This is a genomic window from Caulobacter sp. GW822-FHT01G02 (assembly GCF_058802865.1).
The window spans coordinates 932,688-958,505 of sequence record NZ_JBXAON010000001.1 but is presented as its reverse complement, the minus strand read 5'-3'; the positions used below and the strand labels follow the sequence as shown (position 1 = coordinate 958,505).

At 67.4% G+C, this 25,818-nt stretch carries 17 protein-coding genes; 8 read left to right on the top strand and 9 right to left on the bottom strand.

Annotation, left to right across the window (positions count from 1 at the left end):
* Window positions 1–22: 22 nt before the first annotated feature.
* Window positions 23–2,881 (bottom strand): TonB-dependent receptor domain-containing protein, encoded by a 2,859-nt coding sequence (locus AC1RNC_RS04455; RefSeq protein ID WP_492884025.1) that lies wholly within the window; start codon window positions 2,879–2,881, stop codon window positions 23–25.
* A gap of 571 nt (window positions 2,882–3,452) precedes the next feature.
* Between AC1RNC_RS04455 and AC1RNC_RS04450 the strand changes: the two genes are divergently transcribed.
* Complete coding sequence (locus AC1RNC_RS04450; RefSeq protein ID WP_492884023.1) at window positions 3,453–3,956, top strand: YybH family protein; 504 nt, start codon at window positions 3,453–3,455, stop codon at window positions 3,954–3,956.
* A 3-nt stretch (window positions 3,957–3,959) separates the two neighbouring features.
* Here AC1RNC_RS04450 and AC1RNC_RS04445 read toward each other — a convergent pair whose 3' ends face one another.
* On the bottom strand, window positions 3,960–5,060 hold the full coding sequence (locus AC1RNC_RS04445; RefSeq protein ID WP_492884022.1) for an alpha/beta fold hydrolase: 1,101 nt from the start codon (window positions 5,058–5,060) through the stop codon (window positions 3,960–3,962).
* A gap of 399 nt (window positions 5,061–5,459) precedes the next feature.
* Between AC1RNC_RS04445 and AC1RNC_RS04440 the strand changes: the two genes are divergently transcribed.
* From AC1RNC_RS04440 to AC1RNC_RS04425, 4 genes are read left to right on the top strand one after another with little or no spacing between them, the layout of a single operon-like run.
* Window positions 5,460–8,900 (top strand): response regulator, encoded by a 3,441-nt coding sequence (locus tag AC1RNC_RS04440; RefSeq protein WP_492884020.1) that lies wholly within the window; start codon window positions 5,460–5,462, stop codon window positions 8,898–8,900.
* Between the two features lie 3 nt (window positions 8,901–8,903).
* Window positions 8,904–9,725 (top strand): CheR family methyltransferase, encoded by an 822-nt coding sequence (locus tag AC1RNC_RS04435; RefSeq protein ID WP_492884018.1) that lies wholly within the window; start codon window positions 8,904–8,906, stop codon window positions 9,723–9,725.
* A complete protein-coding gene (locus tag AC1RNC_RS04430) occupies window positions 9,722–10,300 on the top strand; it encodes a chemotaxis protein CheB (RefSeq protein ID WP_492884016.1) in 579 nt (192 codons plus the stop codon). Before AC1RNC_RS04435 ends, AC1RNC_RS04430 begins: the two co-directional genes overlap by 4 nt.
* Window positions 10,297–11,439 carry a hybrid sensor histidine kinase/response regulator gene (locus AC1RNC_RS04425; protein ID WP_492884014.1) on the top strand — a complete coding sequence of 381 codons (1,143 nt, stop codon included), beginning with the start codon at window positions 10,297–10,299 and terminating at the stop codon, window positions 11,437–11,439. Before AC1RNC_RS04430 ends, AC1RNC_RS04425 begins: the two co-directional genes overlap by 4 nt.
* 46 nt (window positions 11,440–11,485) lie before the next feature.
* Here the strand turns inward: AC1RNC_RS04425 and AC1RNC_RS04420 are convergent, their stop codons facing one another.
* From AC1RNC_RS04420 to AC1RNC_RS04390, 7 genes are all read right to left on the bottom strand, one after another.
* Entirely contained in the window at window positions 11,486–13,114 is a 1,629-nt protein-coding gene (locus tag AC1RNC_RS04420; protein ID WP_492884012.1) for an alkaline phosphatase D family protein, read from the bottom strand.
* 82 nt (window positions 13,115–13,196) lie between these two features.
* Entirely contained in the window at window positions 13,197–16,397 is a 3,201-nt protein-coding gene (locus tag AC1RNC_RS04415) for a TonB-dependent receptor domain-containing protein (RefSeq protein WP_492884010.1), read from the bottom strand.
* A gap of 133 nt (window positions 16,398–16,530) precedes the next feature.
* Window positions 16,531–17,520, bottom strand: coding sequence for a FecR family protein (locus AC1RNC_RS04410; protein ID WP_492884008.1), 990 nt, complete (start codon window positions 17,518–17,520; stop codon window positions 16,531–16,533).
* Complete coding sequence (locus AC1RNC_RS04405; protein WP_492884006.1) at window positions 17,489–18,091, bottom strand: RNA polymerase sigma factor; 603 nt, start codon at window positions 18,089–18,091, stop codon at window positions 17,489–17,491. Before AC1RNC_RS04405 ends, AC1RNC_RS04410 begins: the two co-directional genes overlap by 32 nt.
* 70 nt (window positions 18,092–18,161) lie before the next feature.
* The gene (locus AC1RNC_RS04400; RefSeq protein WP_492884004.1) at window positions 18,162–19,355 is read right to left on the bottom strand and encodes a hypothetical protein; all 1,194 of its coding nucleotides are present in this window, start codon (window positions 19,353–19,355) and stop codon (window positions 18,162–18,164) included.
* 84 nt (window positions 19,356–19,439) lie between these two features.
* The gene (locus tag AC1RNC_RS04395) at window positions 19,440–20,219 is read right to left on the bottom strand and encodes a transglutaminase-like domain-containing protein (protein ID WP_492884002.1); all 780 of its coding nucleotides are present in this window, start codon (window positions 20,217–20,219) and stop codon (window positions 19,440–19,442) included.
* 78 nt (window positions 20,220–20,297) lie between these two features.
* Entirely contained in the window at window positions 20,298–21,752 is a 1,455-nt protein-coding gene (locus tag AC1RNC_RS04390; RefSeq protein ID WP_492884392.1) for a helix-turn-helix domain-containing protein, read from the bottom strand.
* A 183-nt stretch (window positions 21,753–21,935) separates the two neighbouring features.
* Between AC1RNC_RS04390 and AC1RNC_RS04385 the strand changes: the two genes are divergently transcribed.
* The 3 genes from AC1RNC_RS04385 to aceB all read left to right on the top strand — a co-directional run bounded on the left by AC1RNC_RS04385 (window position 21,936) and on the right by aceB (window position 25,567).
* A complete protein-coding gene (locus AC1RNC_RS04385) occupies window positions 21,936–23,555 on the top strand; it encodes an isocitrate lyase (RefSeq protein WP_492884000.1) in 1,620 nt (539 codons plus the stop codon).
* Window positions 23,556–23,592: 37 nt separating this feature from the next.
* Window positions 23,593–23,826: a hypothetical protein gene (locus AC1RNC_RS04380; protein ID WP_492839480.1), complete on the top strand. Its 234-nt coding sequence runs from the start codon at window positions 23,593–23,595 to the stop codon at window positions 23,824–23,826.
* 163 nt (window positions 23,827–23,989) lie between these two features.
* Window positions 23,990–25,567, top strand: coding sequence for a malate synthase A (gene aceB / locus AC1RNC_RS04375; RefSeq protein ID WP_492883998.1), 1,578 nt, complete (start codon window positions 23,990–23,992; stop codon window positions 25,565–25,567).
* Window positions 25,568–25,818 lie beyond the last annotated feature (251 nt).

Genomic DNA, 25,818 nt, shown 5'->3' with positions numbered 1-25,818 from the left:
GCTCGCGGCCCTCGACATTCGCCTAGAAGCGCAGTCGCGCCCCCATGAAGTAGCGCCGGCCCAGCGTGTCGAAGAGCGACACGTCGGTGTTGGCGTCGCCGACCAGGGTGGTGCCCAGGATCGGCGGCTGCTTGTCGAGCAGGTTGTTGACCCCGCCGAACAAGCTCACCTGCTTGGTCACGTTCACCGCGAACGAGCCGTCGACGTACCAGGTGGGATCGACCTTCTTCACGACGTTGGTCGCGGTCGGGTACAGTTCCAGCTCGCCGATCATCCGGGCCGCCAGGCGCAGGGTCACGTCGCCGCTGGTGTAGTTGGCGCTGAGGTTCAGCTTGAAGTCCGGGGTGATGAAGCCGCCGGTGCCGCTGGAGCAGCCCGCGCCGTAGAAGCCGGCGCAGTCCTGCGGCTTCTGGTTGGCCAGGACCTGGGTCGAACGCTCGAGCAGCCAGCTGGCCACCGCGGTCAGCGACAGGTTGGCCGGCCCGCCCAGCTCCAGCACCGACGGCAGCGGCAGCTTGTAGTCCACCTGGGCGTCGACGCCGCGCACCTTCAGCTGGCCGATATTGCTGTTGCTGGTGCGGACGAAGTCGATCTGGCCGCTCGACAGGCGCTTGACCGCCTGACAGGTGACGCTGCTGAGGTTGAGGTTGGTGAAGCAGTCGTTCAGCGTCTGCTGGGCGTTGATGGTCGTGATCGCGTTCTTCACCTCGACGTTGAAGTAGTCGACCGTGATGTTCAGGCGCGGGATGATCGGCGGCGAGATGACCGCGCCGATCGTGAAGGTGCTGGACTTCTCCTCCGTCAGGTTCGGGTTGCCGCCGCTTTCCTGGGTGAGGCCCAGGGTGGCCTGGGTGAAGGTCTCGATGTCGGCGGCCGGAACGCCTTGGGCGACGCAGAGCTGCTTCTGGGCGGCCGTGGGCTTCTGGGCCGTGGCGCAGGGGTCGGTGCCGCCGGTGAAGCCTTGCGCCCGGGCCGAGTAGAGCTCGGCGATATTGGGCGCGCGGATCGCGCGGTTATAGGCGCCGCGGAACCGGACCCAATCGATCGGCGCGTACTCGCCGCCGGCCTTCCAGGCGAAGACCCCGCCGATCGATGAATAGTCCGAATAGCGGGCCGCGCCCTCGACGGCCAAGGTCTTGACGAACGGCAGGTCGGCCAGGATGGGCACGCGCAGCTCGCCGAAGACTTCCTTGACGTCGAACGAGCCCTTCAGGGCGTTCGAGGACGCCGCGCCGTATTCGCCGTTCAGGTCGAAGGCGCTGGGACTGGAGGCGTACTGATCCTTGCGGTACTCGGCGCCGACCGCCATGGCGACGGGACCGGCCGGCAGGGTGAACACCGTGCCGCTCAGCGAACCGCCGCCGACCTGACGTTCGAAGATGTCGTGAGCGTCGCGATCGGGAGTCAGGAACTTGCCGGCCGCCGGGCTGATCGAGGCCAGGCCGAAGATCGACACCGGAACGCAGCCTTGCGCGCCGCTGCGGCACACCACCTGTCCGGCCGAATTGACGATGGCGTCCAGGCCCTGGCTCAGGCGCGTCTGGTTGATCGTGCCTTCGTTGTGGGTGTCGGTGCGGTTGCGCATGTACTGGTAGAAGGCGTCCCACCGCCAGGTGTGGTCCATCACCTCGAAATCGCCGCGCAGGCCGGTGGTGATCTCGTAGGACTGACGCTCGTAGAACGAGTTGCGGGTGCCCAGTTCGTCGGCGCGCCGCCCGCCGCCGACCACCGAGGCCGTGCCGGTGCGACCGGGATCGAAGATCGCGGCGTTGCTGACGAAGAACTGCCGAAGCGCCGGCGTCAGCGCCGCGTTGGTGGCGTAGTTGGGCACCAGCAGGGTCGAGGACGCCGCGCCCGGCGTCACCGGCGTGAACGAGTCCGGCGCCAGGATCGAGTTGTTGCGCGAGTTGACGAAGAACGCCTCGGCATAGGCCGTGACGTGATCGGTCAGATTGTAGTGGCCGATCGTCGAGACGTTGTAGCGCTCGAGCGGTCGCTGCAGCAGGTTGAACGGCGCGTAGTTATAGGTGTCCTCCGGCTGGCAGTACGGCAGCACCACGCCGCCCGCGCCGAAGCGGATGCCGGTGACCGAGGTGCAGGTCCCGCCGGGGGTCAGGTTGACGCCCACCAGTTGGGCGCGCTGGGTGGCGCTGAGCGGCACGCGCGTGCCGGGGATGCTGCCCGAACCCGAATAGACCAGGGCGCCGTTCACCTCGCCCAGCGGGGTCTTGGAGAAGTCGCGGTCGTTCTGGGTGATCGGATCCTGCTTGGTGTAGGACAGCGACATGGCGACATTGCCGCGTCCGCCGTCCAGGTTGGCGCCCATCGTCAGGTCCAGCTTCTTGGACTTGGCGTCACCGCGATCGGTGACCCCGTACTGACCCGAGGCCTCGAAACCCTCGAAATTGTCCTTCAGAATGAAGTTGACCGCGCCGGCGATGGCGTCCGAGCCGTAGACCGCCGAGGCGCCGCCGGTGATGATCTCGGTCCGCTTGATCAGCGTATCCGGGATGCTGGCCAGGTCGACGTCGGCCGCCGAGTTGGCTGGAATGAAGCGCCGGCCATTGACCAGCACCAGGGTCCGGGTCGAGCCCAGGCCGCGAAGGTTGGCCGTCAGCACGCCCGAGCCGCCGCCGTTGTTGACGGTCGAGGTGTTGCCCGAGGCCAACTGCGGAAACTGGTTCAGGGTCTTTTCGAGCGTGACATTGCCCGACTGCTTGATCTCCAGCTCGCCGACCACCGTGGTCGGGCTGGGCGCCGTCAGGTCCGTCCGCGCCAGACGGGACCCGGTGACGACGATCTCCTCGACCGTCGCGGGCGCATCGCCCGGCGTTGTCTGGGCCAGAGCTGGAGCTCCGATCGCCAGGAACCCGCCGATCATGCTGGAACATAGAACGATAGAGCGAAGATTTTTCCGAGCCTCGCCCGTATTCTGATCACCACTTCTCATGCTCATCCCCCAATTTCTGATCTATTTCGTAGGTGTTTTCGGACCGTCAGTTCTCACTAGATAAAGCAAGTACGTTCCCGCGCGCCACCAACCAGGCGAGCGAGAGCGCTCGATACTCGTCTTTCGAAGACAAGCACCGCCTAGGACGGGTTCAGGACCAGAAACCTTCTCGATCCGTACCGTATACAGAATACGGTATATTGGATCAGAAATTGGTCAAGCCCGTGTTTCCGATTTGTGAAGGGTTGGAAGGCAAGGGGCCGACCTGCCGCTCTATTAGTCAGGCCGCGCCCACGATCCGCGCCTTCGCCCGCCTCCCCTTCCGAGCAAGGGGACCGACGAAACACGGCGTGACAGGAGCGGCGAGCCGCCGCCAGAACGCGGTGTGAGCCGAAGTTCCCTAGACGCCGGCCGGGCGGTTGGCATTCTGCTTCCCCTCACGCCGATATTTATAATAACGTATACAATATTAGCAGCGACGCAAACAGGGACTTCATCGCGCATGGACGCATCAATCGAAGGCGCCAGCCGGCGCGGCCTGGCGGCCCTGGCTCTGGCCATGATGGCGACGCCGGCCCTGGCCGCGCCCGGGGCTTGTCCCCGCGTGAAGGACGAGGCGGCCGAAACCGCCGCCATCCTCAAGGTCATCGCCGACATGCAGGCGGCCTGGAACCGAGGCGACTTCCCCGGCTATATGGCCGGGTTTCTCAATCCGGGCGTGGTGTTCGTGTCGAAGGGCCGTTTCCAGACCGGCTGGCAGGGCACGCTGGACCACTACATCCGCGACTACGGCGCCTCGGCCGACACCCGCGGCCAGGTGCGGTTCTACGACATCAAGGTTGAAATCCTGGGGGCGGACGCCGCCCAGCTGATCAGCCGCTATGAGTTGAACCGGCCAAAGCAGGCCCAGCGCGGGATCAACACGCGCCTGATGCGCAAGGTGGACGGGCGATGGGTGATCGCCCTGAACCACGTCTCGGCCGAGGAAGGCCCCTCCCCGGCCTGATCGCTACGGCTTCTCGGAGCGGGCCAACAGTTCCGCCAGATCCTTCTTCCAGAACCTGGCCCAGGTGTGCGTGCCGTGACCGCGCGTCTCGGGCGTGGCCTGGATCAGGATGAACTTGCCGTTCTTCAGCCGCTTGGCCGCCGGCTCGGCGATGCCGAGGCTGGGCGGGTTGATGAAGTCGTCGCTGGAATTCACCCAGGTCATGGGCGCGGTGATCTTTTCCAGATCCGCCGAAGGATCGTAGTCGCTGGACGCGGCCACCTGATAGAGCATGTCGTTGGCGTCGCGCGTGGGCAGGTCCTTGGCGAAGCGATCCTCGAAGAAGGCGTCGGCCGCGTCGCGGGTGGGCGCCTGCTGCTGCCAGGCCGGCGGGGCCGAGCCCGCGACGATCATCAGGTTGACCGCCCCGCGCAGGCCCAGCACCGGCTGCTGGTCGTAGTCGCCGCCGCGCCAGGCCGGGTCGGCCTTGATCGATTCCATCGCCGCCTTGCGCCAGACGCGGTTCAGGCCAGCGATCTGCACCGGCAGACAGGCCATCGGCATGATCGCCCGCGCGAATTGCGGATGCAGCTCGCCCCACATGAAGCCGTGCATGCAGCCCATCGAGGTGCCCATCAGTAGGCGCAGGCGGTCGACCTTCAGGCCGTCGACCAGCAGCAGGCGCTGGGCCTCGACCATGTCGGCGTAGCCGTAGTGGGGAAACTTGGCGCGCAGGCCATTGCTGGGCTTCGACGAGCCGCCATGACCGATGCCGTCGGGCAGGATGATGTAGTAGCGGGTGATGTCTAGCGGCTGGCCCGGGCCGTACAGCTCGTCGGCGAACTGCGGCTGCAGGAACTGCGCGCCCGTGCCGCCGGTGCCGTGCAGGACCATCACCGCGTTGGTCACGTGGCCTTGCGCGTCGCGCCTGGGCTGACCCAGCGTGCGGTAGTGCAGCTTCAGGCTGGGCAGGGTCTCGCCGGACTTGAACGCGAAGTTCGGGACGACATAGTCGCCCTGGGTGACCTGCTGCTCGTAGGGCGTCGCCGCCCCGGCCGGGCCGCCTATCGCCAGGATAGGGGTCGCCAGGAAGAGCGCGCTGATCGCGGCGGCCAGGATCCTCATGCGCTTCTCCCCTTGCGCGGTTTACGCCCGAATTGATCGTATACGTTATGTGCTTTGACAAGATCCAGACTGAAGACCGTGGGCGCGCATCACGGTCGCGGCGTCGCGAAGCGCGACCGATCCGCAAAGGCCCGACCACGGAACCTTTACGGCCTTTAGTCGTTAGAGGCTCGCGTTCAGGGGCGCGCGGTCAGGGATATCCAGTGAGTTTCAAGCGTATCAGGCAGCTTTGCGTCGGCAAGCCGACGGTCCGCGCGCGCGAACAAGGCTACCGCCCCGTCGGGACCGAGCCGCCCTTGCCCGTCCCGCGCGCTTGCTGATCTCCGCAAGATCGTCCATCCCGCCATCGTCCGTCATCTTAGGCGGGCTCCGCCGCACAGCCTCCACGTCGAGAACCGCATGTCCCTGATCGAACCGCGCAAAGCGTCCGCGACCGGCGCCCGAACGGAGCTGTGGTCGGCGCTGGGCATGGGCCTGGCCCTGGCCTTCTTCCTGATCAGCGGCGTGATCGCCTATCGCAACATCGAGACGCTGCGGATCAACAGCGAGAAGATCTGGCACACCCACGAGGTGCTGATCGCGCTGGACGACCTGCTGTCCACCACCCAGGACGCCGAGACCGGCCAGCGGGGTTATCTGCTGACCGGCAACGACCGCTATCTCGCCCCCTACCAGCGCGCGGTGACCGACGTCGCCACGCGGACCGAGGCGGTCGGCTCGCTGACCAAGGACAATCCCATCCAGCAGGCCAATCACGTCCAGCTCAGGCGCCACATCGACGCCAAGCTGTCCGAGCTGACCGAAACCGTCGCCCTGCGAGGCAGCCAGGGTTCGCAGGCCGCTCTGGCCGTCGTCAACACCGATCGCGGCAAGGCCGAGATGGACGCCATCCGCCAGCAGATCGACGTCATGCGCGCGGAGGAAAACCGCCTGCGCGACATCCGCCTGACCGAGATGAACATCGCTCATCGCACCGCCTTGATCAGCAGCGTGTTGTCGGCCGTGCTGGGCGCGGCGCTGACCTTCGTCGTCTTCGCCCTGATCCGCCGCGGCGGTCAGGCCCGCGCCCGCCAGCAGTGGCTGCAGGCCGGCCAGGTCGGCCTGTCGGAAGTGATGATGGGCGACAAGACGGTCGAGGAGCTGAGCGACAGCATCCTGCACTTCCTGTCCCAGTATGTCGGCTTCCAGGCCGGCGCGCTGTTCAAGGGCGAGAACGGCCGCTTCTACCGCGCCGCCGCCCTGGGCATTCCGGCCGACGCCGACACGCCGCTGCATTTCAATATCAAGGAGGGCCTGCTGGGCAAGGTGGCGGCCGAAGGCCACACCACCATCGTCCGCGACGTGCCCGACGGCTATCTGACCATCGGCTCGGCCCTCGGCCACGACAAGCCCAAGCACCTCGTGCTGGCGCCGACCCACGCCGACGACATCGTCAACGCCGTCATCGAGCTGGGCTTCCTGCATGCCGTCGACGACCGCATCCTGGAGCTCCTGAGCCAGGTGTCGACCTCGATCGGGGTCTCCCTGCGCTCGGCTCGGTACCGCTCGCAACTGCAGAACGCCCTGGAGGAAACCCAGCGCCAGTCCGAGGAACTGCAGGTCCAGAGCGAGGAACTGCGCGTCTCCAACGAGGAGCTGGAGGAACAGGGCCGCGCCCTGAAGGAATCCCAGACCCGCCTCGAACAGCAGCAGGTCGAGCTGGAACAGACCAACAGCCAGCTGGAGGAACAGGCCCAGACCCTGGAGGCCCAGCGCGACGAACTGGAGCGCACCGGCGCGGCCGTGCAGCTGAAGGCGCGCGAGCTGGCCCAGGCCAGCCAGTACAAGTCCGATTTCCTGGCCAACATGTCGCACGAGCTGCGCACGCCGCTGAACTCGCTGCTGATCCTGTCGAAGCTGCTCAGCGACAACACGGCCGGCAACCTGTCCAGCGAGCAGGTCAAGTTCGCCCAGACGATCGAATCCTCGGGCAACGACCTCCTGACCCTGATCAACGACATCCTCGACCTGTCGAAGATCGAGGCCGGCCATATCGATGTGCGCCCCGAGAGCGTGCCGCTGCAGCGCCTGACCAACGACCTGCGGTCGCTGTTCCAGCCGCTGGCCGACGAGCGCCAGCTGGGCTTCGAGATCAAGGTCGCGACCGATACCCCGCCCCTGCTGGAGACCGACCGCCAGCGCCTGGAGCAGATCCTCAAGAACCTGCTGTCGAACGCCTTCAAGTTCACCCAGGCCGGCCAAGTCACGCTGGCCATCACCCCAACCGGCGACAACGAGATCGCCTTCGCGGTGACCGACACCGGCATCGGCATCGCGCGCGAACAGCGGGAGAGCATCTTCGAGGCCTTCCGCCAGGCCGACGGCACCATCAGCCGCAAGTACGGCGGCACGGGCCTGGGCCTGTCGATCAGCCGCGAACTGTCGCGCCTGCTTGGCGGCAAGATCGCGCTGGAGAGCACGCCGGGCGAAGGCAGCACCTTCACCGTCACCATCCCGCGATCCTACGACCCGGCCCGCGTCGCGCCGCGTCCGGAACCTTCGGCCTCTCCCGCGCCCGCTCCGGCAGTCCCGGCGGCCCCGGCCCGCGCACGTCCCGCCGCGCCGATGACCCGCACGATCGAGGACGACCGCGACCAGCTGGCCAACGGCCGCCGCGTGCTGCTGGTCATCGAGGACGACGACAAGTTCGCCAGCATTGTCCGCGACCTGTCGCGCGAGCTGGGCTTCCAGTGCCTGGTCGCCGGCACCGCCGAGGACGCCCTGAAGCTGGCCCGCCAGTTCAAGCCCAGCGCCGTGGTCCTGGACGTCGGCCTGCCCGACGAGTCCGGCCTGATGGTGCTGGACCGCCTGAAGCGCGACGACGCCACGCGGCACATCCCGATCCACGTGATCTCGGGCGCCGACCACAGCCAGACCGCCCTGTCGCTGGGCGCGATCGGCTACATGATCAAGCCCGTCAAGCGCGACGACCTGGCCCAGGTCTTGACCAACCTGCAGTCGAAGCTGTCCAGCACGGTGCGCCGCGTGCTGATCGTCGAGGACGACGACGTGCAGCGCGACGCCGTCGGCAAGCTGCTGTCCTCGGGCGATGTGGAGACGGTTGGGGTCGGCACCGCCGCCGAATGCCTGGAGCTGCTGAAGACGCAGACCTTCGACTGCATGGTGCTGGACCTGTCGCTGCCGGACGCCTCGGGCTTCAGCCTGCTGGAGACGCTCAGCCAGAACGGCGACCACGCCTTCCCGCCGGTCATCGTCTATACCGGCCACGACCTGTCGGCCGACGACGAGCAGCGCCTGCGCCGCTATTCCAGCTCGATCATCATCAAGGGCGCCAAGTCGCCCGAGCGCCTGCTGGACGAGGTCTCGCTGTTCCTGCACCAGGTGGTGTCGGAGCTGCCGCCCGAGCAGCAGAAGATGATCAAGAAGGCCCGCAACCGTGACGCGGTGCTGGAAGGCCGCCGGGTGCTGATCGTCGAGGACGACATCCGCAACGTCTATTCGTTGACCAACGTGCTGGAGCCGCGCGGGGCCATCGTCGAGATCGCCCGCAACGGCCAGGAGGCCATCGAGGCCCTCGACCGTTCGGCCCAGGGCGACCCGGCCAACGCCATCGACCTGGTGCTGATGGACGTGATGATGCCGGTGAAGGACGGCCTGACCGCCACCCGCGAGATCCGCGAGGACGCCCGCTGGGCCAAGTTGCCGATCCTGATGCTGACCGCCAAGGCCATGCCCGACGACCAGGCGCGCTGCATCGCCGCCGGCGCCAGCGACTACATGGCCAAGCCGATCGACGTGGACAAGCTGCTGTCGCTGGTCCGGGTCTGGATGCCGAGGTAGCCGGTGTCCGAGATCGAAGACCTCGAGATCCAGCTGCTGCTGGAGGCGCTGTTCCAGCGCTACCACTACGACTTCCGCCACTACGCGCGGGCGTCGATCAAGCGCCGCCTGATTCAGGCGCGCCTGCATCTGGGCTTCGCGACCATCTCGGCGATGCAGGATCGCGTGCTGCACGACGCCTCGATGCTGCCGCGCCTGCTGGACTTCCTGACCGTGCAGGTCAGCGAGATGTTCCGCGACCCGACCTACTTCAAGGCCCTGCGCGAGAAGGTGCTGCCGCATCTGCGGACCTATCCCTCGCTGAAGGTCTGGATCGCGGGCAGCAGCACGGGCGAGGAGGTCTATTCGCTGGCCATCCTCTTCAAGGAGGAAGGCCTCTACGACCGGACGATCTTCTACGCGACCGACATCAATCCCGAGGCGCTGGCCGCCGCCGAGGCCGGCGTCTACGCCATCGACCGCATCCGCAAGTTCACTGAGAACCACCAGAAGTCCGGCGGCAAGTCGTCGCTCTCGGACTACTACACCGCCGCCTACGGCCGGGCCGCGTTCGACAAGACGCTGCGCGAGCGGGTGGTGTTCTCGGACCACAGCCTGGTCACCGACGCGGTGTTCGCCGAGATGCACCTGATCTCGTGCCGCAATGTGATGATCTATTTCGATCGCCCGCTGCAGGACCGCGCCATCGGCCTGTTCCGCGACTCCCTGACCCGCAAGGGCTTCCTGGGTCTGGGTTCGAAGGAGAGCCTGCGCTTCTCCAGCCACGCCGGCGCCTTCACCGATTTCGTGCCGGGCGAAAAGATCTACCAGAGGCGCGAGCCATGAGCGGGACACCGATCCGGGCCGTCGCGATCGGGGCCTCGGCCGGCGCGGTGCAGGCGCTGCTGGCCATCCTGCCCGCCCTGCCCGCCAGCTTTTCGCTGCCCGTGCTGGTGGTCGTCCACGTTCCGCCCGACCGCTCCAACATGCTGGTGCCGCTGTTCCAGTCCAAGTGCCGGATCACGGTCAAGGAGGCCGAGGACAAGGAGCCGGTCGAGAAGGGCGTCATCTATTTCGCGCCCTCGGACTATCACATGCTGGTCGAGACCGACGGCTGCGTGGCCCTGTCGACCGACGAGCCGGTGAACTATTCCCGCCCTTCGATCGACGTGCTGTTCGAAAGCGCGGCGGACTATTATGGATCCGCCCTCGTCGGCGTCATCCTCACCGGCGCCAATCACGACGGGGCCGCGGGGCTCAGGGCCGTGGCGGACGTCGGCGGCGTGGCGGTCGTCGAGAACCCGGACGGGGCCTATGCCTCGGCCATGCCGCATGCGGCGCTGGAGGCCACCCCATCGGCCACGATCATGAAGCACGACCAAATCCTATCCTACCTGTCGAGTCTGGGGACCGCGCGATGACGGCGGACAAACCGATCAACTTCCTGCTGGTCGATGACCTGGAAGAGAACCTGTTGGCGCTCGAGGCCTTGCTGCAGCGCGAGGGCCTGACCTGCCTGAAGGCGCGCTCGGGCGAGCAGGCGCTGGAGCTGCTGCTGGTCCACGACGTGGCCCTGGCCCTGCTCGACGTGCAGATGCCGGACATGAACGGGTTCGAGCTGGCCGAGTTCATGCGCGGCGCCGCCCGCACCAGCCACGTGCCGATCATCTTCGTCACCGCCGGCGTCGCCGACGCCACGCGGCGCTTCCGCGGCTATGAGGCCGGCGCCGTCGACTTCATCCAGAAGCCGATCGAGGCCGACATCCTGCGCAGCAAGGCGGCGGTGTTCTTCGACCTCTACCGCCAGCGCCAGCAGATCGAGGCCCAGCGCGACGAACTGGAGGTCGCCGCCCAGGCCCTGCGCCGCGCCGACCGGCACAAGGACAGCTTCCTGGCCGTCCTGGCCCACGAGCTGCGCAACCCGGTCGCCGCGCTCAGCGGCGGCCTGCACCTGCTGGGCAAGGACATCGCGCCCGAACGCGCCATCGACATCCGCACCCGCATGGACCGGATGCTGACCCACCTGTCGCACCTGGTCGACGACCTGCTGGACGTCTCGCGCGTCAGCCAGGGCAAGATCTCGCTGCGCAAGCAACGGATCGAGCTGACAGAGGTGCTGCGTTCGGCCACCGAGGCCAGCCAGCACAATCTCGACGCCGGAAAGCACCAGTTCGTGGCGGAGATGCCGGACGAGCCGATCTGGCTGGACGCCGATCACACGCGCCTGGCCCAGGTGGTGTCCAACCTGCTCAACAACGCCGCAAAATACACCCCCGAGGGTGGAACGGTAACCCTGTCGGCGGTCGCCGACGGCGCCATGGCCGAGATCCGCGTCGCCGATACCGGCGTCGGCATTCCGCCGGACATGCAGTCGCGGATCTTCGAGATCTTCGCCCAGGTCGAGGACCACCTGACCAAGGCCCAGGGCGGTCTCGGCATCGGTCTGGCCCTGGCCAAGCAGTTGGTGACCTTGCACGGCGGCACGCTGACCGTGGAGAGCGCCGGTCAGGATCAGGGCAGCACGTTCACGGTGCGCGTTCCGGTCGCGGTCGACGCTTAGGGTCTGTCCCGTTCAGATGGAACCATCAGAACGGGACAGACAGGCTCTAACCCGCGAACACCTTCCGCCCCCGCTCCACCGACATCCGGTGCGAGCCGGCGACCGCGAGGCTCCGCGCCTTGATGGTCTGCATGAACAGCCACTCGCCCGTCACCCGCTGGGGCGTGATCCGCAGCATCATGTAGCCGCGCTGGCTGGTGTCGGCCCACTTCATCTCGGGATTGGCGGCCATGAAGCCCGCCGCCACCGTCTTGGGATCGGGCGCGAAGGCGTTTTCCATGCCGTTCGAGGTGACGCTGTGGCCCGCGAACTCGACGCCGGCGGGCCGCCCGTCCTCGATCAGGCCATAGGCCCAGGCGTTGTGGCTGTCGCCCGACAGCATGACGAGGTCGGCATCGGCGCCCTGCGCCGCCTTCAGCAGCCGTGAGCGCGCCGCCGGATAGCCGTCCCAGCGGTCCATCCACATCGGCAGGCCGGCCTGTGCGGCGCGGACATTGTCGCGGAAGCCGTTGATGCTCTTCTCGGTCGCGTCGGGGCGCAGCCAGCCGACGGCGTCCTTCGGCATGACGGTGCGGCCCAGGATCGTGCCCATGCCGACCATCTGCCAGCCCTTATTGGCTTTCAGGGCGTGGTTCAGCCAGCTCTCCTGGGTCGAGCCCAGCATGGTCGCCGATGGATCCCTCCAGGGCCCGTCGCGGAACGCCCTCAGCGCCGCGTCCGGGTTCTCGGCCTTGAAGGCCGCGCCCATGCTGATCTGCTGGGTGCGGCCCAGCAGGCGCGACTCGGTGCGGTAGAGCGTGGCCAGCGCGCCGATCTGGTAGGCCTTCCACGGCTCCTCGGAGACCGGCATCCACTCGCGATAGACCTGCATGGCGGCGGCCTTGCGGACGCCCCAGTCGCCCTCGGTGGCGGCCTGGTGATTCTGCGCCCCGCCCTCCCAGCTGTCATTGGCCGACTCGTGGTCGTCCCAGAAGCCGACCATCGGAGCCATCTGGTGCAGCCGTTGCAGGTCCGGGTCCGCGCGATAGCAGGCGTAGCGGAGGCGGTAGTCGGCCAGGCTCAGGATCTCGGTGACCGGTTGCAGCATCGCCTTGCGGCCGTCGGCCCAGTCGCTGTCGCGGGTCGAGGCCAGGCCGTATTCGTAGATGTAGTCGCCGGTGTGCAGCCACAGGTCCAGATCATCGCGCGCGGCGGCGTGGCCATAGGCGTTGAACCAGCCCACGGGCAGGTTGGCGCACGAGAAGACCGCCAGGTTGAAGCGATCCACCGGCCCCAGCGGCAGGGTCTTGGTGCGGCCGACCGGGGACTTGTCGCCGTTCGGAGCGATGAAGCGATACCAATGGATCGCGCCGGGCTTCAACCCATCGACCGTGATCTTGGCCGTCCAGTCGCGATAGGCGCCCGTGCGGACGACGCCGCCGGCCACCACCTTGGCGAAGTTCGGGTCCTGGGCGACCTCGACCCGCAGGGTCGGCGTGCTCTCGCCCGCCGCCGGGACATAGCGGGTCCACAGCAGCATGGAATCCGCGCCCGGCTCGCCGCTGGCGACGCCGTGGGTGAAACCCGTGGCGCCCAGCACCTCGGCGGCCAGCGAGCGGCCCAGCGGCGACAGGAAGGCGGCGGCGCCCAGGCCGCCGGCCAGGACCAGGCGGCGGCGATCGATCTTCAGAACCATGACGCGATCCTCGGGCTGTGAATTTGGGAAAGGAGATGGCCGCGCCCAGGGGAGAGGCGCGGCCATGGAAGGGATCGGCGACCTAGAAGGTGCCCTTGATCCCCACGTTCCACATCGAGCCGTAGATGCTGTACTGCTGCACCCGGCTGCGATCGTTGGAGTAGACGATGTCCGGCTTGTTGAAGATGTTGCGGCCGGCCAGCATCACTTCGAACTGACGATTGATCTTGTAGCTGGCGCTGACGTTCCACAGCTCGCGCGAGGCGCGGTAGAGGATGCCGTTGTTGGCGGTGGTCGGCGTGTTGCTCAGCGCGCTGGTGCGGGCCGACGACTGATAGTTGCCGGTCAGCTGAATGTCGAACTTGCCGTAGCTGTAGCGCAGACCCCAATTGGCCGAGGTCTTGGGCAGGTTCACGCGCTCGCCGTCCGGATCGACCTTGGTCACCGAGGCCCGCAGGCCCAGGCCGCGCAACGCGCCCGGCAGGAAGGTCAGCTGCTGGTCGTATTCCAGCGTGACGCCCTTGTTGGTGCTGGTGCCCGGCAGGTTCTGGGCGCTGCGGAAGGTGTAGCCGGCGTAGTCGGCGGGATTGTAGCCGACGTCCGCGGGATCGACGGTGACGCCCGTCACCTGCATGTCCTGCACGTCCAGCTGATAGGCCGAGATGGCGATGATGCCCGACGGTTCGAGATAGTACTGCAGGCTGGCGAAGTACTTGGTCGAATGCTCCGGTTTCAGCAGCGGGTTGGGCACGGTGACGATCAGGTTGTTGTCGTCCACGGCCACCACGCCGCCCAGGTTGCCGTAGTCGGGACGCAGGATCGACTGGCTGAAGGCCAGTTGGCCGACCAGCTTCTTGGTCAGGTCGTACTTGACGCCGCCGCTCCAGAACCAGTCGTCATATTCGCCCTCGCGGGTCGTGTAGGTCCCGTTGCGATACTGGTACAGCAGGCCGGCGACGGTGCTGGTCGACAGGCCCGCGGCGGTCACCTCCTTGGCCGAACGGATGTCGGCGACGCGCGCCTCGGTCTTGGTCTTCTCGTAGCGCAGGCCAAGGTCGAACTGGGCCTTGCCGACGCGCGGCTGCACCTCGGCATAGGCCGCGCTGACCTCCTCGCCGATCTTCTTGTTGTTATCCAGCTGACGCTTCAGGTTGCCCACGGTGTCGGGGACGAAGTAGTCGGGGTGCTGGGCGTAGATGTCGTAGACGCCGTAGTTGCTGTCGGCGCGCCAGTGCTGGTCATTGAGGTTGCCGGCGTCGAAGCCGTGGATCTTGAAGGCGTAGTTCTGGGTGGCCGGGATCATGGCTTCCGGCGCCTTCTGGCTCAGGTCGCCGGTCGGGCCGACGTACTGGAACTGCTTGAACGAGCCCTCGATCGTCTTCCAGGCGTTGGTGCGATAGCCCGCGCCGGCCAGGACCTTCAGCTGGACCTGACCGAAGGCCAGCTTCTTCTTCAGATCCAGATTGGCGCCGTACATCTGGTTGTTGGCGTTCGACTGCGACGTGCGGATGTTGTTGCCGATGTCGTCGTCGCGGTTGAAGCTGGCCGGGTCGCCCCACGGACGGCCGGCCGTCTGCTTCAGCGTCCAGGCGTTGGAGTCCTCCGACGCGCGGTCCAGGGTGAAGCCGATCCGGGTCAGGTAGCTGTCGGTGCGGACGAAGAAGCCCCGGTCATTGTCCTCGAAATTGAATTCCGAGCTGGAATAGTTGGCCCGCAGCACGGCCTCGAACGTGTCGCCGCGATATTCCAGCTTCGGCGCGAACACCCAGGCCGGGGTGCCGGCGTAGCGGTGCGAATATTGGGTGTGCAGCCGCGTATTGGTCCCGTTCGGATTGACGACGATGTGCGTGCCGGTCGAGTCCGCCGTGGCCTGGGTGGCCGTCGTCGTGCCGAAGATCAGGTAGGTGTACTGGTTGAAGTACTCGACGTCATAGAACGAGTAGGTGCTGCGCAGGGACAGCGCCAACTGGTCGGTGATCTTGTAGTCGACGCTGAGATTGGCCGCCTTGCGGTGGGTCAGCTTCGGACCCGGGCGGTACATCAGCTGGTACGGGATGACCCGGCCGTTGGCCAGATACGACCAGTCGGTCTGGATGCGGTCCTGCTGGACGAAGTTGGCGTTGTAGCTGGCGTTGAAGGCGACGCCGAGGCGGCCGTCCAGGAACACGTCGGCATAGCCGACCTGGGCGGACGGGAAGATCGTCGAGTGCTTCTTGTCGTCCGGCAGATACTGGCGCGACAGCGTGGAGTCGGACGTGCCGACGCCGCCGACCTGGAAGCGCAGCAGGCGGCCGTTGCGCTGGAAGGCGTACTTGCTGCGCAGGTTGATGGACCCGCCGGGGCTGTCGGCGTCCATATTGGCCTGCAGGGTGTTGTTCAGCTCGATCGAGTCGATGCCGGTGATCGACATCTGCTCGAAGGAGTTCTGGCGGCCGGCGTTGTTGTTCGACGTGGCCGTGGCCATGCGCGCGCCGTCGGTGGTGAAGGTCGAGTACTTGGGATCGAGACCCCCGATGCGGACGGCGGTGGCGTCGACCTCGGTGTAGTCCAGCGACAGGCCCGGCATGTTCTTCATGAACTCGCCGACGTCGCCCATGGTCAGGGCGCCGAAGTTGTCGGCGGCCACGACGGTCTTGGCGTTGGTCGAGGCGCGGCGCTCCATGATGGCCGCAGCCTGGCCTTCGCGCTTGGCGGTGATGGTCACCGCCTCGACGCCTTCGCTGGCCAGGGCCGCGTCCGGCGGCTGCAGCGAGAACTCGACGGTGGCGGTCTGGTCCGGGGTGACCGTGACGATCTGCCTGGACTCCTGCAGGCCGGTGTACTTGACCACGACGGTGACGTCGCCGGCCGGCACGCCGGTCAGTCGAAAGTCGCCGCCGTTCTCGGACAGGGCGACGATCGGCGTGCCCTCGACGCGGATCTCGGCGTTGCGGACGTACTCATGGGTCGCGGTGTTGAAGACCCGGCCGCGCACCATGCCCGAGCCCACGCCGGCCTGGGGGCGCGAAGCGCCCGAGGCGGACGCGGCCTTCAGAGTGATGATCTGGCCGTCATCGGTGTCGATCCGCAGCGGCGTGCCGGCGATCAGGCGACGCAACGCCGTGCGCACGTCCATCGTGCCCTTCACGGCCGGGGTCTGGATTCCGCCGAGGTCGCGCGCCGGAGCCACGATCTGCACCTGCCCCTGGCGGGCCAGTTCGGGGATGGCGCGGACGGCCGCCTGGGCCGGGATGTCGAAGACGCGCTCCTGCGCGAAGGACGGCGCGGCGATCGCGAGCGCCACGATCGACGTCCCACAGGCGAGGACGGAGTAACGGGAAATCATAGGCAAGCACCCCAAGGTCATCGCGTTGGTCGCGACCTTCGCGATTGAGAGGAACCGGCCGAGGCCTTCCGCTAACGGTAATAAAAACTTCTTATTCGGCGACCGATCGGCGGCTCAGCACCACCGTGTCGCCCTGCTGGTCGAGCCTCGCGTCGAACACCCGCGCGATGGCGCGGCTGAAACCCACGGGATCATTGGCGGCGAACAGGCCGGTGACCGGTTCGCGCGCCAGGACGGGGTCGCCGATCTGGATGCGGGTGTCGCTGTAGCGGGCGAAGACCTCGGCCGCCTGCTTCAGGGTCTCGCCCTCGAAGGCCAGCTTGCCCTCGCGCCAGGCCAGCTCGCGGCTCACCGTCTCCGGGGTGATCGCCCGCGGGCGCTCGGCGGCGGGACCGTCGGAGAGCAGCAGGCGGGTGTTACTGGCCAGCCGGACCGCGTGGGCCGACACCAACGCCGGCGCGACCTCCACCAGGCCCTGATTGACCAATACGTCGACCGGCGCCTGGTCCAGCTTGCGGACGCGGAAATTGGCCTGGGCCGTGCTCAGCCGTCGGCCGTCGACCTCGACGATGAACGGTCTCCGGTCATCGCGCGCGACCGAGAAATAGGCCTCGCCCTTCAGCAGGGCGACGATCCGCCGGCCCTTGTCGTAACGGATGCGGATCTTGGTCTCGGTGTTCAGCAGGACCGTGGAGCCATCCTTCAGCGGCGCCAGGCGGATCTCGCCGCGCTCGGTGCTGATCACCGTGCCGGCCGCGGCTGGCAGGCCGATGGCCAAGGCGCCCAGGGACGCGCCGACGGCCGCGCCGCCGCCCCAGGTCAGGGCCTGGCGGCGGGACAGGCGCGAGACCTTCGGCGCGGCGAAGTCGGCCGGGTCGAAGTCGTCGCCCAGCGCCTGGGCGGACTCGCTCATCATCGCCATCGCCTGGGCCCGCAGCATCGCGCCCTTGCGGCGCGGATCCCCCTTCAGCCAGGCCTGGAAAGCGTCTTCCTCCCTCGCGGACAAAGGCCCACGGTCCAGCCGCGCCGTCCAGTCGGACGCCGCCTGATCAATGTCTCGACTGGATTCTCGCTGGTCCATCTACCGGGGCAATCTCCGCTTTCACGGTCCTAGAGGTTTGGGGTCGTCTGTTTCCGCTACGACCAAACCAATCAATCAGGAATAGAACGCCTCGGGATATGTGAGTCTCGACCGTATTCTCTGAAATTCGCATCCGCGCGGCGATCTCGCGCTGTGGCAAGCCCTTGACCCGTCTGAGCACGAAAGCCTCGCGGGTCTTGGCGGGCATCGCCGCGATCGCCTGGGCCAGCCGCCGAAGTTCGTCCCGGTCTATGGCCAGACGTTCCGGCGAGGCCGCCTCGTCGGGATGCTCCAGGCGCTCCAGGTCCTCGACCGTCTGGATCGAGACGATGCGCGCCCGGCGCACGTGGCGGACCACGATCGAACGAGCCACCTGGAAGAGATAGGCGCGCGGATGGCGGATGCCCTCGACGCTCTCCTGCTCGGCCAGGATGGCGTAGGCCTCCTGGATGACGTCGTCGGGGTCGACGCCGACCGGCGCGCCGCGCGACAGCCATCCCCGCAGCGCGGATTCGTGCGGCAGGATGTTGCGCAGGAACCACCGTGTTCTTTCCCTGTCGGCGCCGCTCATCGTCCACCCGCTGACTGGATTCGTCTCACCACGGAGCCTTCGCCTAGAGCCCTATTGTGACAGCCAGACCTCACCGCGCGGCAGGGTTGTCCGCCAGCTTTCGCAACTCGTCGGCGGTGACGGGGACGAACGGCTTGTGGGCGTCGCCGGTCCAGCGGTTGAGCGTCAGGTCGGCGGTCTGGCCGTCGGGCGTCTTGGCGTTGACCGCCAGATAGAACAGGCCGGCGCCGACCGGCTGCAGCCCGACATCGGCCTTCTGGTTCCAGCCGCGCACGTCGGTGGCGGGGTCCTTCAGGCCGTCGTCGGCGAGCGGCAAGAGCCTCCCCTGCTCCCAGCCCTGCCCCGCCTTCACGCCGATCAGGTCGCCGGTCTTCGGCTGCGCGGCGGCGTCGAAGGCGTACAGACCGTAGTTCGGCCACGACGGCTTCTGGCCCGGATAGACGCCCATGAACCAGCGCTTGGAGGCCGGGTCATAGGCCAGGTTCTGGACGCCGTAGCGGGTGTTGCCGGTGCGGACGAAGACCTTGGCGTCCACCGCCGCCGGCCCGTTGCGATGCGGCGCGGCTTCGGTCAGCGGGCCGGCGTAGCGCCCCCAGTCGCCGACGTCGTACTGCAGCAGCACCTGGTGGTCGTTGTCGGTCCGCGTCGTGTTTCCATAGACGCCGTAGGCCACGGTCAGGTAGCGCTTGCCATCCGTCTGGCCGAACGCCGGACCGAACGACACGCCGTCGATGCCCGAGGCGTCGTAACGGTGATCGGGCGAGGCCACGACGTCGCCCTTGAACTTGCCGTCGTCGCCCTCGAACACCCCGTCGCCGTTCAGGTCGGCGCTGTAGTCCCTGACCACCTCGGGCAGGTAGACGGTGCGGAAAAGCGCGCTGCCGGACGCCTCGACGCCGACGCGGTCCAGCCGGGCCACGTCGATCACGGCGATATAGAAGGCCTTGTCTTCCTTGTACTCCAGCGAGCCGTAGACCTTGCCGTCGGCCGGATTGAAGTCGAGGTCGCCCAGGTGTCCGGTCCAGCCGACCAGCGTGCCGATCAGCTTGCCGCTGAAGTCGTACTTCGCCAGCAGGGTCGTGAACGAGTAGTAGATGAAGCCGCCCCGCACATCGACGGCGACGCCCTGCACGTGGCCGGCCTTCCAGGTCCCGCCGTTCTGGGTCAGCGGCAGGTTGGCCAGGCCCCCCTCGGCGAGCGCCGGACCGCCGACGCACAAGGCCAGGATCGAAGCGGCCAGGGCCAGGCGATGACGAACGGACATGGTGAAGACCCCGACCTAGCGTTGGCGGGCGGACCTAGGGCGTCTTGGCGACAGCTTGATGACAGTTCGGCGTCAGAGCCGGCGTCAGGGCGCCTCTCGGATCGAGAAGCTCTGCTCGATCAGGGTGGCGCGGCCGAAGATGGTCATGAAGGCGATGTCGGCCGCGTCCCGCCCCGTGGCGACCCGCACCAGGCCGTCGATCGGCGCCTTGCCCGTGGCGTCGACCAGGCGCCAGCGGCCGCCCAGATAGACCTCGGCGATGGCGTGCAGGTCCGGCGGCTCCAGCTTCCAGGCATAGGCGCTGACCGCTCTGGCCGGGATGTCGGCGGCGCGGCACATGCCGATGATCAGGTGCGTGAAGTCGCGGCAGACGCCGGCCCGGTCGACCAGGGTGTCGATCGCCGTGGTGCCCGAGTTGCTGACTCCGCCCAGATATTCGATGTGCTCGGCGATCCAGTCCAGCATCGCCTGGACCTTGGCCCCGCCCTTGAGCTCGCCGAACTCGCGCTCGACGAACAGCTCGAGGCGATCGGACGGGCTGTAGCGGCTGGCGCGCAGGAACGGCAGCACCTCGCTGGGCAGGTCGCGGATGGCCATGGCCGGCGCGTCGGCCAGGTCGTGGTCGCGCCGCATGACCTCGACCTGGGCGCGGTAGAGCGCGTTGACCGTTCCCGTGGCGGTGAACACCGTACGCCGCTCGAAGGTCACCGGATCGTCGACCCGCACGGCCTCGACATTGGGCCAGAAGGTCAGGGCTTCCAGCCCCACCACCTGGTCAGGTCCGTGGGCGGCCTCGACCAGCAGCAGCACCTCGCACGGGGCCGCGAAGTCATAGGTCAGCGAGGCTTCGACGTCGAAACGCATGGCGATCCTGGAAATGGGGCGACCGAGAGCCGGCCGCGCCGCCTAACAATCCGCCAGGATGGCTTCGGTTCAGAACCTCTATCGAGCGAAAGGGAATGGCGATAGCGACTTGCTGGTCTCCTCGACCAGCAGGGTGCGATTGATCGGCGCCGCCGCCCGCTGCGGACAGGCCGGGCGCTCGCAGATCCGACACGAGGGGCCGATCTCGACAGTGATCGGCGCGGCCATGTCCAGGCCCCGCGCATGGACCAGCTTGGATGCGTATTTCAACTCGCAGCCCAGGCCGACGACCAGTTCGTCCTCCAGTCCCGCCTGCAGGCCCGAGGTCCGCCGCACCGTGCGCGACAGGGTGAAGTAGCGCTCGCCGTCCGGGGTCTCGATCACCTGGGTGACGATGCGCCCCGGGGTCTTGAAGCTGTCATGGACGTTCCAGCGCGGACAGGCCCCGCCGAAACGCGAGAACGGAAAGGGCCCGGCCGCGAACCGCTTGGAGATGTTCCCCGCCGCGTCCAGCCGCATCATGAAGAACGGCACGCCGCGCGAACCGCTACGGCCCAGGGTGGTCAGCCGCTGGGCGGCCTGCTCGTAGCTGATGCCGAAGCGCGGCCGCACCCGCTCGATGTCGTAGCCGCTGGACTCCATGGCGGCCAGGAACGGCTCGTAGGGCATCATGATCGCGGCGGCCAGGTAGCTGTCGAGAAACACCTTGAGCAGCTGGCGCGTGGCCCTGTCGGGGGCCTTGAAGCGGTCGGTCAGGTCCGACAGCACCTCCCCGCCCTCCATCAGCCCCAGCTGGTAGCACATGCCGAAGGTGCGGCTGGCGTGGGCCAGGGTCTCCGACAGCATCAGGCGCTTGCGGTGATGATCGTAGCGGCGCAGCGAGCCGGTCATCACCTCGACCGGCATGATCCGGGTCTGGATGCCGAACTTGCTCTGCAAACGCTCGCGAACCGCCGGCGCCAGGTCCTGCGGGTCGGCCTTCAGCTGGGCGACGATCTTCTCGGCCAGAGTCTCCAGTTCGGCGAAATGGTTGCGCTGGGCGCCCACCAGGTCGCGGACCCAGTCGGTCGGCGACGATTGCTCCGAGGCCGGCCCCGTCCCGTCCGGGCGCTCGAAGGCGCCCAGGTCGATCATCCGGCCGCGATCCAGATAGGCGCGATAGAGCCGCGTCATGGCCTCGGCCAGGCCCGGCGACAACTCGGCGACCTCGGCCGCCTCATGGCGCGAGATCCCTAGATCCGCGAACATCTTGTCGGCCAGCACCTCTTCCAGCCCGGCCCCGCCGCCCGGATCGTCGGCCGACAGGCTGCGCAGGTCCAGGTCATAGGCGTCGGCCAGCCGCAGCAGGATCTGCGCGGTGACCGGCCGCTGGTTGCGCTCCAACAGGTTCAGGTAGCTGGCCGAGACGCCCAGCTCCTCGGCCATCCGCGCCTGGGTCACGCCCAGGTCGCGCCGCAGCCGCTTGAGCCGTCCCCCGAGGAACAGCTTCTTGTCGCCCTGTTTCTTGTCGAGGGGCTTTTTGTCGCCGGTCATGTTTTGAAGCGTCGCCATTCGGTCAATCTGTCACGACTTTACAGATCTTACAAAGTCATTCTATGACAAATTGCCTTCAATAGGTTCGACCGATCCCGCGGCACGGCGTTAGCTCACCAGGACGAGTTTTCCTTGGCCCGCAAAGGCGTAACGCCCCGGGCCCCGTAGTGGGATCGAACGACCATGACGCAGCGCAAGACCTATGCCGAACACCGCGACGCCCTGCTGGCGCGCTATCCTGACGGCGTCCTGCCGGGCGGCGTCGGCATCGACGACGTCATCCAGCTGAAGCTGCAGAACACCTTCCCGACCCACCTGGACATCGCCCGCGCCATGGCCCCGGTCATGCGCGCCGACATGGCCGAGTATGATCGTGACAGCAGCAAGTTCACCCAGTCGCTGGGCTGCTGGTCGGGCTTCCACGCCCAGCAGATGATCAAGTCGGTCAAGCGCCTGCGCGGCACGACCAAGGGCGCCTATGTCTATCTGTCGGGCTGGATGGTCGCGGGCCTGCGCAATCGCTTCGGCCACCTGCCCGACCAGTCGATGCACGAGAAGACCTCGGTCGTCGACCTGATCGAGGAGATCTATGTCTCGCTGCGCCAGGCCGATGAAGTCGCCATCAACGACCTCTTCAAGGCCCTCAGCGCCGCCCGCAAGGCCGGCGACCAGGTCGCCGAGCAGGCCGCGATCAAGGCGATCGACAACTTCGAGACCCACGTGGTGCCGATCATCGCCGACATCGACGCCGGCTTCGGCAACGAACACGCGACCTACCTGCTGGCCAAGGAGATGATCAAGGCCGGCGCCTGCTGCCTGCAGATCGAGAACCAGGTCAGCGACGCCAAGCAGTGCGGCCACCAGGACGGCAAGGTCACGGTGCCGCGCGAGGACTTCATCGAGAAGCTGCGCGCCTGCCGCCTGGCCTTCGAGGAACTGGGCGTCGACGAGGGCGTCATCGTCGCCCGCACCGACAGCCTGGGCGCGGGCCTGACCCAGAAGATCCCGGTCAGCCAGGAGCCGGGCGATCTGGCCAGCGACTACATCAAGTGGCTGAAGACCGAGCCCGTCACCCCCGAGAACCCTCTGAAGGACGGCGAGCTGGCGATCATGAAGGACGGCGCCTTCGTCAAGCCGGTGCGCATGCCCAACGGCCTGTTCGCCTTCCAGGACGGCACCGGCCGCCAGCGCGTCATCGAGGACTGCATCGCCAACCTGACGCAGGGCGGCGCCGACCTGCTGTGGATCGAGACCGACACCCCCAATGTCGACGAGATCGCCTCGATGGTGGCCGAGGTCCGCAAGGTCGTGCCGAACGCCAAGCTGACCTACAACAACTCGCCATCGTTCAACTGGACGCTCAATCTGCGCAAGCAGGTGCGCGACCAGTGGATCGCCGAGGGCAAGATCCACAAGGACAGCTATCCGGACGGCAACGTCCTGATGTCGGCCGAGTATGACAAGACCGACCTGGGTCGCGAGGCCGACGAACGCCTGGCCCGCTTCCAGGTCGACATCGCCGCCCGCGCCGGGGTGTTCCACAACCTGATCACCCTGCCGACCTTCCACCTCACCGCCAAGAGCGTCGACGAGCTGTCGCGCGGCTACTTCGGCGAGGAGCGGATGCAGGCCTATGTCAACACCGTGCAGCGCGAGGAAATCCGCCGCGGCGTCTCGGCCGTGAAGCACCAGCACGAGGTCGGCTCGGACCTGGGCGACACCTTCAAGGAGATGGTCGCCGGCGAGCGCGCCCTGAAGGCCGGCGGCCACGCCAACACCATGAACCAGTTCGCGGCCGAATAGCCGCGAACCCCTTCCCACCGATCGAGGAGCCAAAGCCATGACCGCCAAGCGTTTCGCCCCCGCCGCCATGCCGAACTCGGACGCCAAGGAGCGCGCCGTCGACCGCGTGGCCGAGGCCTCCCACCGCCTCAACGAGGCCGTGCGCCGCGCCATCGAGGCCGGCTACTCGGTCGAGCTGGTGCGCGCCTCGCGCCACCATGACGGCTCGGGCAACTGGGGCGACCAGATCGTACCCACCGTCCGTGACAAGGGCGCCGAAAAGAGCGCCTAAGACCGAGAGAGTCCGACGCCGCGCGTGGTCCTCGTCCTTCGACAAGCTCAGGATGAGGACCATTGCTGGCGCGGCAAAGAAACGCCCAGCTCAATCGCTTGCAGTAGAAACCTCATCCTGAGCCTGTCGAAGGACGAGGTTTCGGACACACGGAAAGCTTCCCATGCCGCTCGACATCGCCGCCAACATCCAGGTCACCGGTCCCGTTGAAGGGCGCGCCGCGGAAGTACTCACCCCGGAAGCCCTGGCGTTCGTGGCCGACCTGCACCGTCGCTTCGACGCCCGCCGTCGCGAGCTGCTGGCCGCCCGTCAGGCGCGGCAGGCCCGCTTCGACGCCGGCGAGCTGCCTGACTTCCTGGCCGAGACCGCCGATGTCCGCGCGGCCGACTGGACCGTCGCGCCCGTTCCCGCCGACCTGCTCGACCGCCGCGTCGAGATCACCGGCCCGGTCGACCGCAAGATGATCATCAACGCCCTGAACTGCGGGGCCAAGGTGTTCATGGCCGATTTCGAGGACGCCACGGCGCCGACCTGGGCCAATGTCGTCGAGGGCCAGATCAATCTGAAGGATCGCTGGTCGGGCGACCTCACCCACGTCGACGCCAAGTCCGGCAAGGCCTACGCCATGGGTCCGACCCCGGCGGTGCTGAAGATCCGCCCGCGCGGCTGGCACCTGATGGAGCGCCACCTGGAGGTCGACGGCCAGGCCGTGGCCGGGGCGTTGTTCGACTTCGGCCTCTACGCCTTCCACAACGCCAAGGCGACGCTGGCGCAAGGCTCGGGCCCCTACTTCTACCTGCCCAAGCTGGAGAGCCACCTCGAGGCCCGCCTGTGGAACGAGGTCTTCGTCCGCGCCCAGGAGGCCCTCGGCCTGCCCGTCGGCACGATCAAGGCCACGGTGCTGATCGAGACCATCCCGGCCGCCTTCGAGATGGACGAGATCCTGTTCGAGCTGAAGGACCACATCGTCGGCCTGAACTGCGGCCGCTGGGACTACATCTTCTCGTTCATCAAGCGCCTGGGCCGCCGCCCCGAGTTCCTGACCCCGGACCGCTCGGCCATGGTCATGGGCAAGGCCTTCCTGGGCGCCTATTCGCTGAAGCTGATCCAGACCTGCCACCGCCGGGGCGCCTTCGCCATGGGCGGCATGGCGGCCCAGATCCCGGTCAAGGGCGACGACGCCGCCAACCAGGCCGCCTTCGCCAAGGTCAAGGCCGACAAGGAGCGCGAGGCCGGGGCCGGCCACGACGGCACCTGGGTCGCCCACCCGGACCTGGTGCCCGTCGCCATGGAGGTCTTCGACCGCCTGATGCCGGCGGCCAACCAGCGCGACAAGCTGCTCGCCGATCTCGACATCACCGCCGCCCAGATGCTGGAGCTGCACGAGGGCGTGCGCACCGAGGCCGGCGTGCGCGAGAACATCCGCGTCGGCGTCCGCTACACCCAGGCCTGGCTGGAAGGCCGGGGCGCCGTGCCGCTCTACAACCTGATGGAAGACGCCGCGACGGCCGAGATCTGCCGCACGCAGCTGTGGCAGTGGATCCGCCTGGGCGCGGCGCTGGACGACGGCCGCGTGCTGACCTCGGAGCTGTTCATCAGCCTGTTCACCCAGGAGATGGCCGACCTGCGCCGCGACTTCGCCTCGCCGCGCCTGGAAACGGCCGCCGAGCTCTTCACCCGCATGGTGCTGTCCGACAGCCTGGAAGAGTTCCTGACCCTGCCGGCCTACGAACTGATCTAGCCGACCGCCTGATCCAACCGAACGCATGACCGCGAAGAAAAAGCCCGGCGAAAGCCGGGCTTGAGAAGTAGGGGAGGAAACGCCCAGGAAGGGCAGAGGCCTCGGCCTCACGGGAGGTCATCTATGCCTGGCCGAACGCCATTCAAGGGCCGAGCGGAAGAAACTTCGGTTTCTACGCGCTTGGCTTGCCGGGGCCGTGTGGTAATGAGCGCGCTCGACGAGTGAGGGCCTGGCCCGAAGCGAGCGCCAGT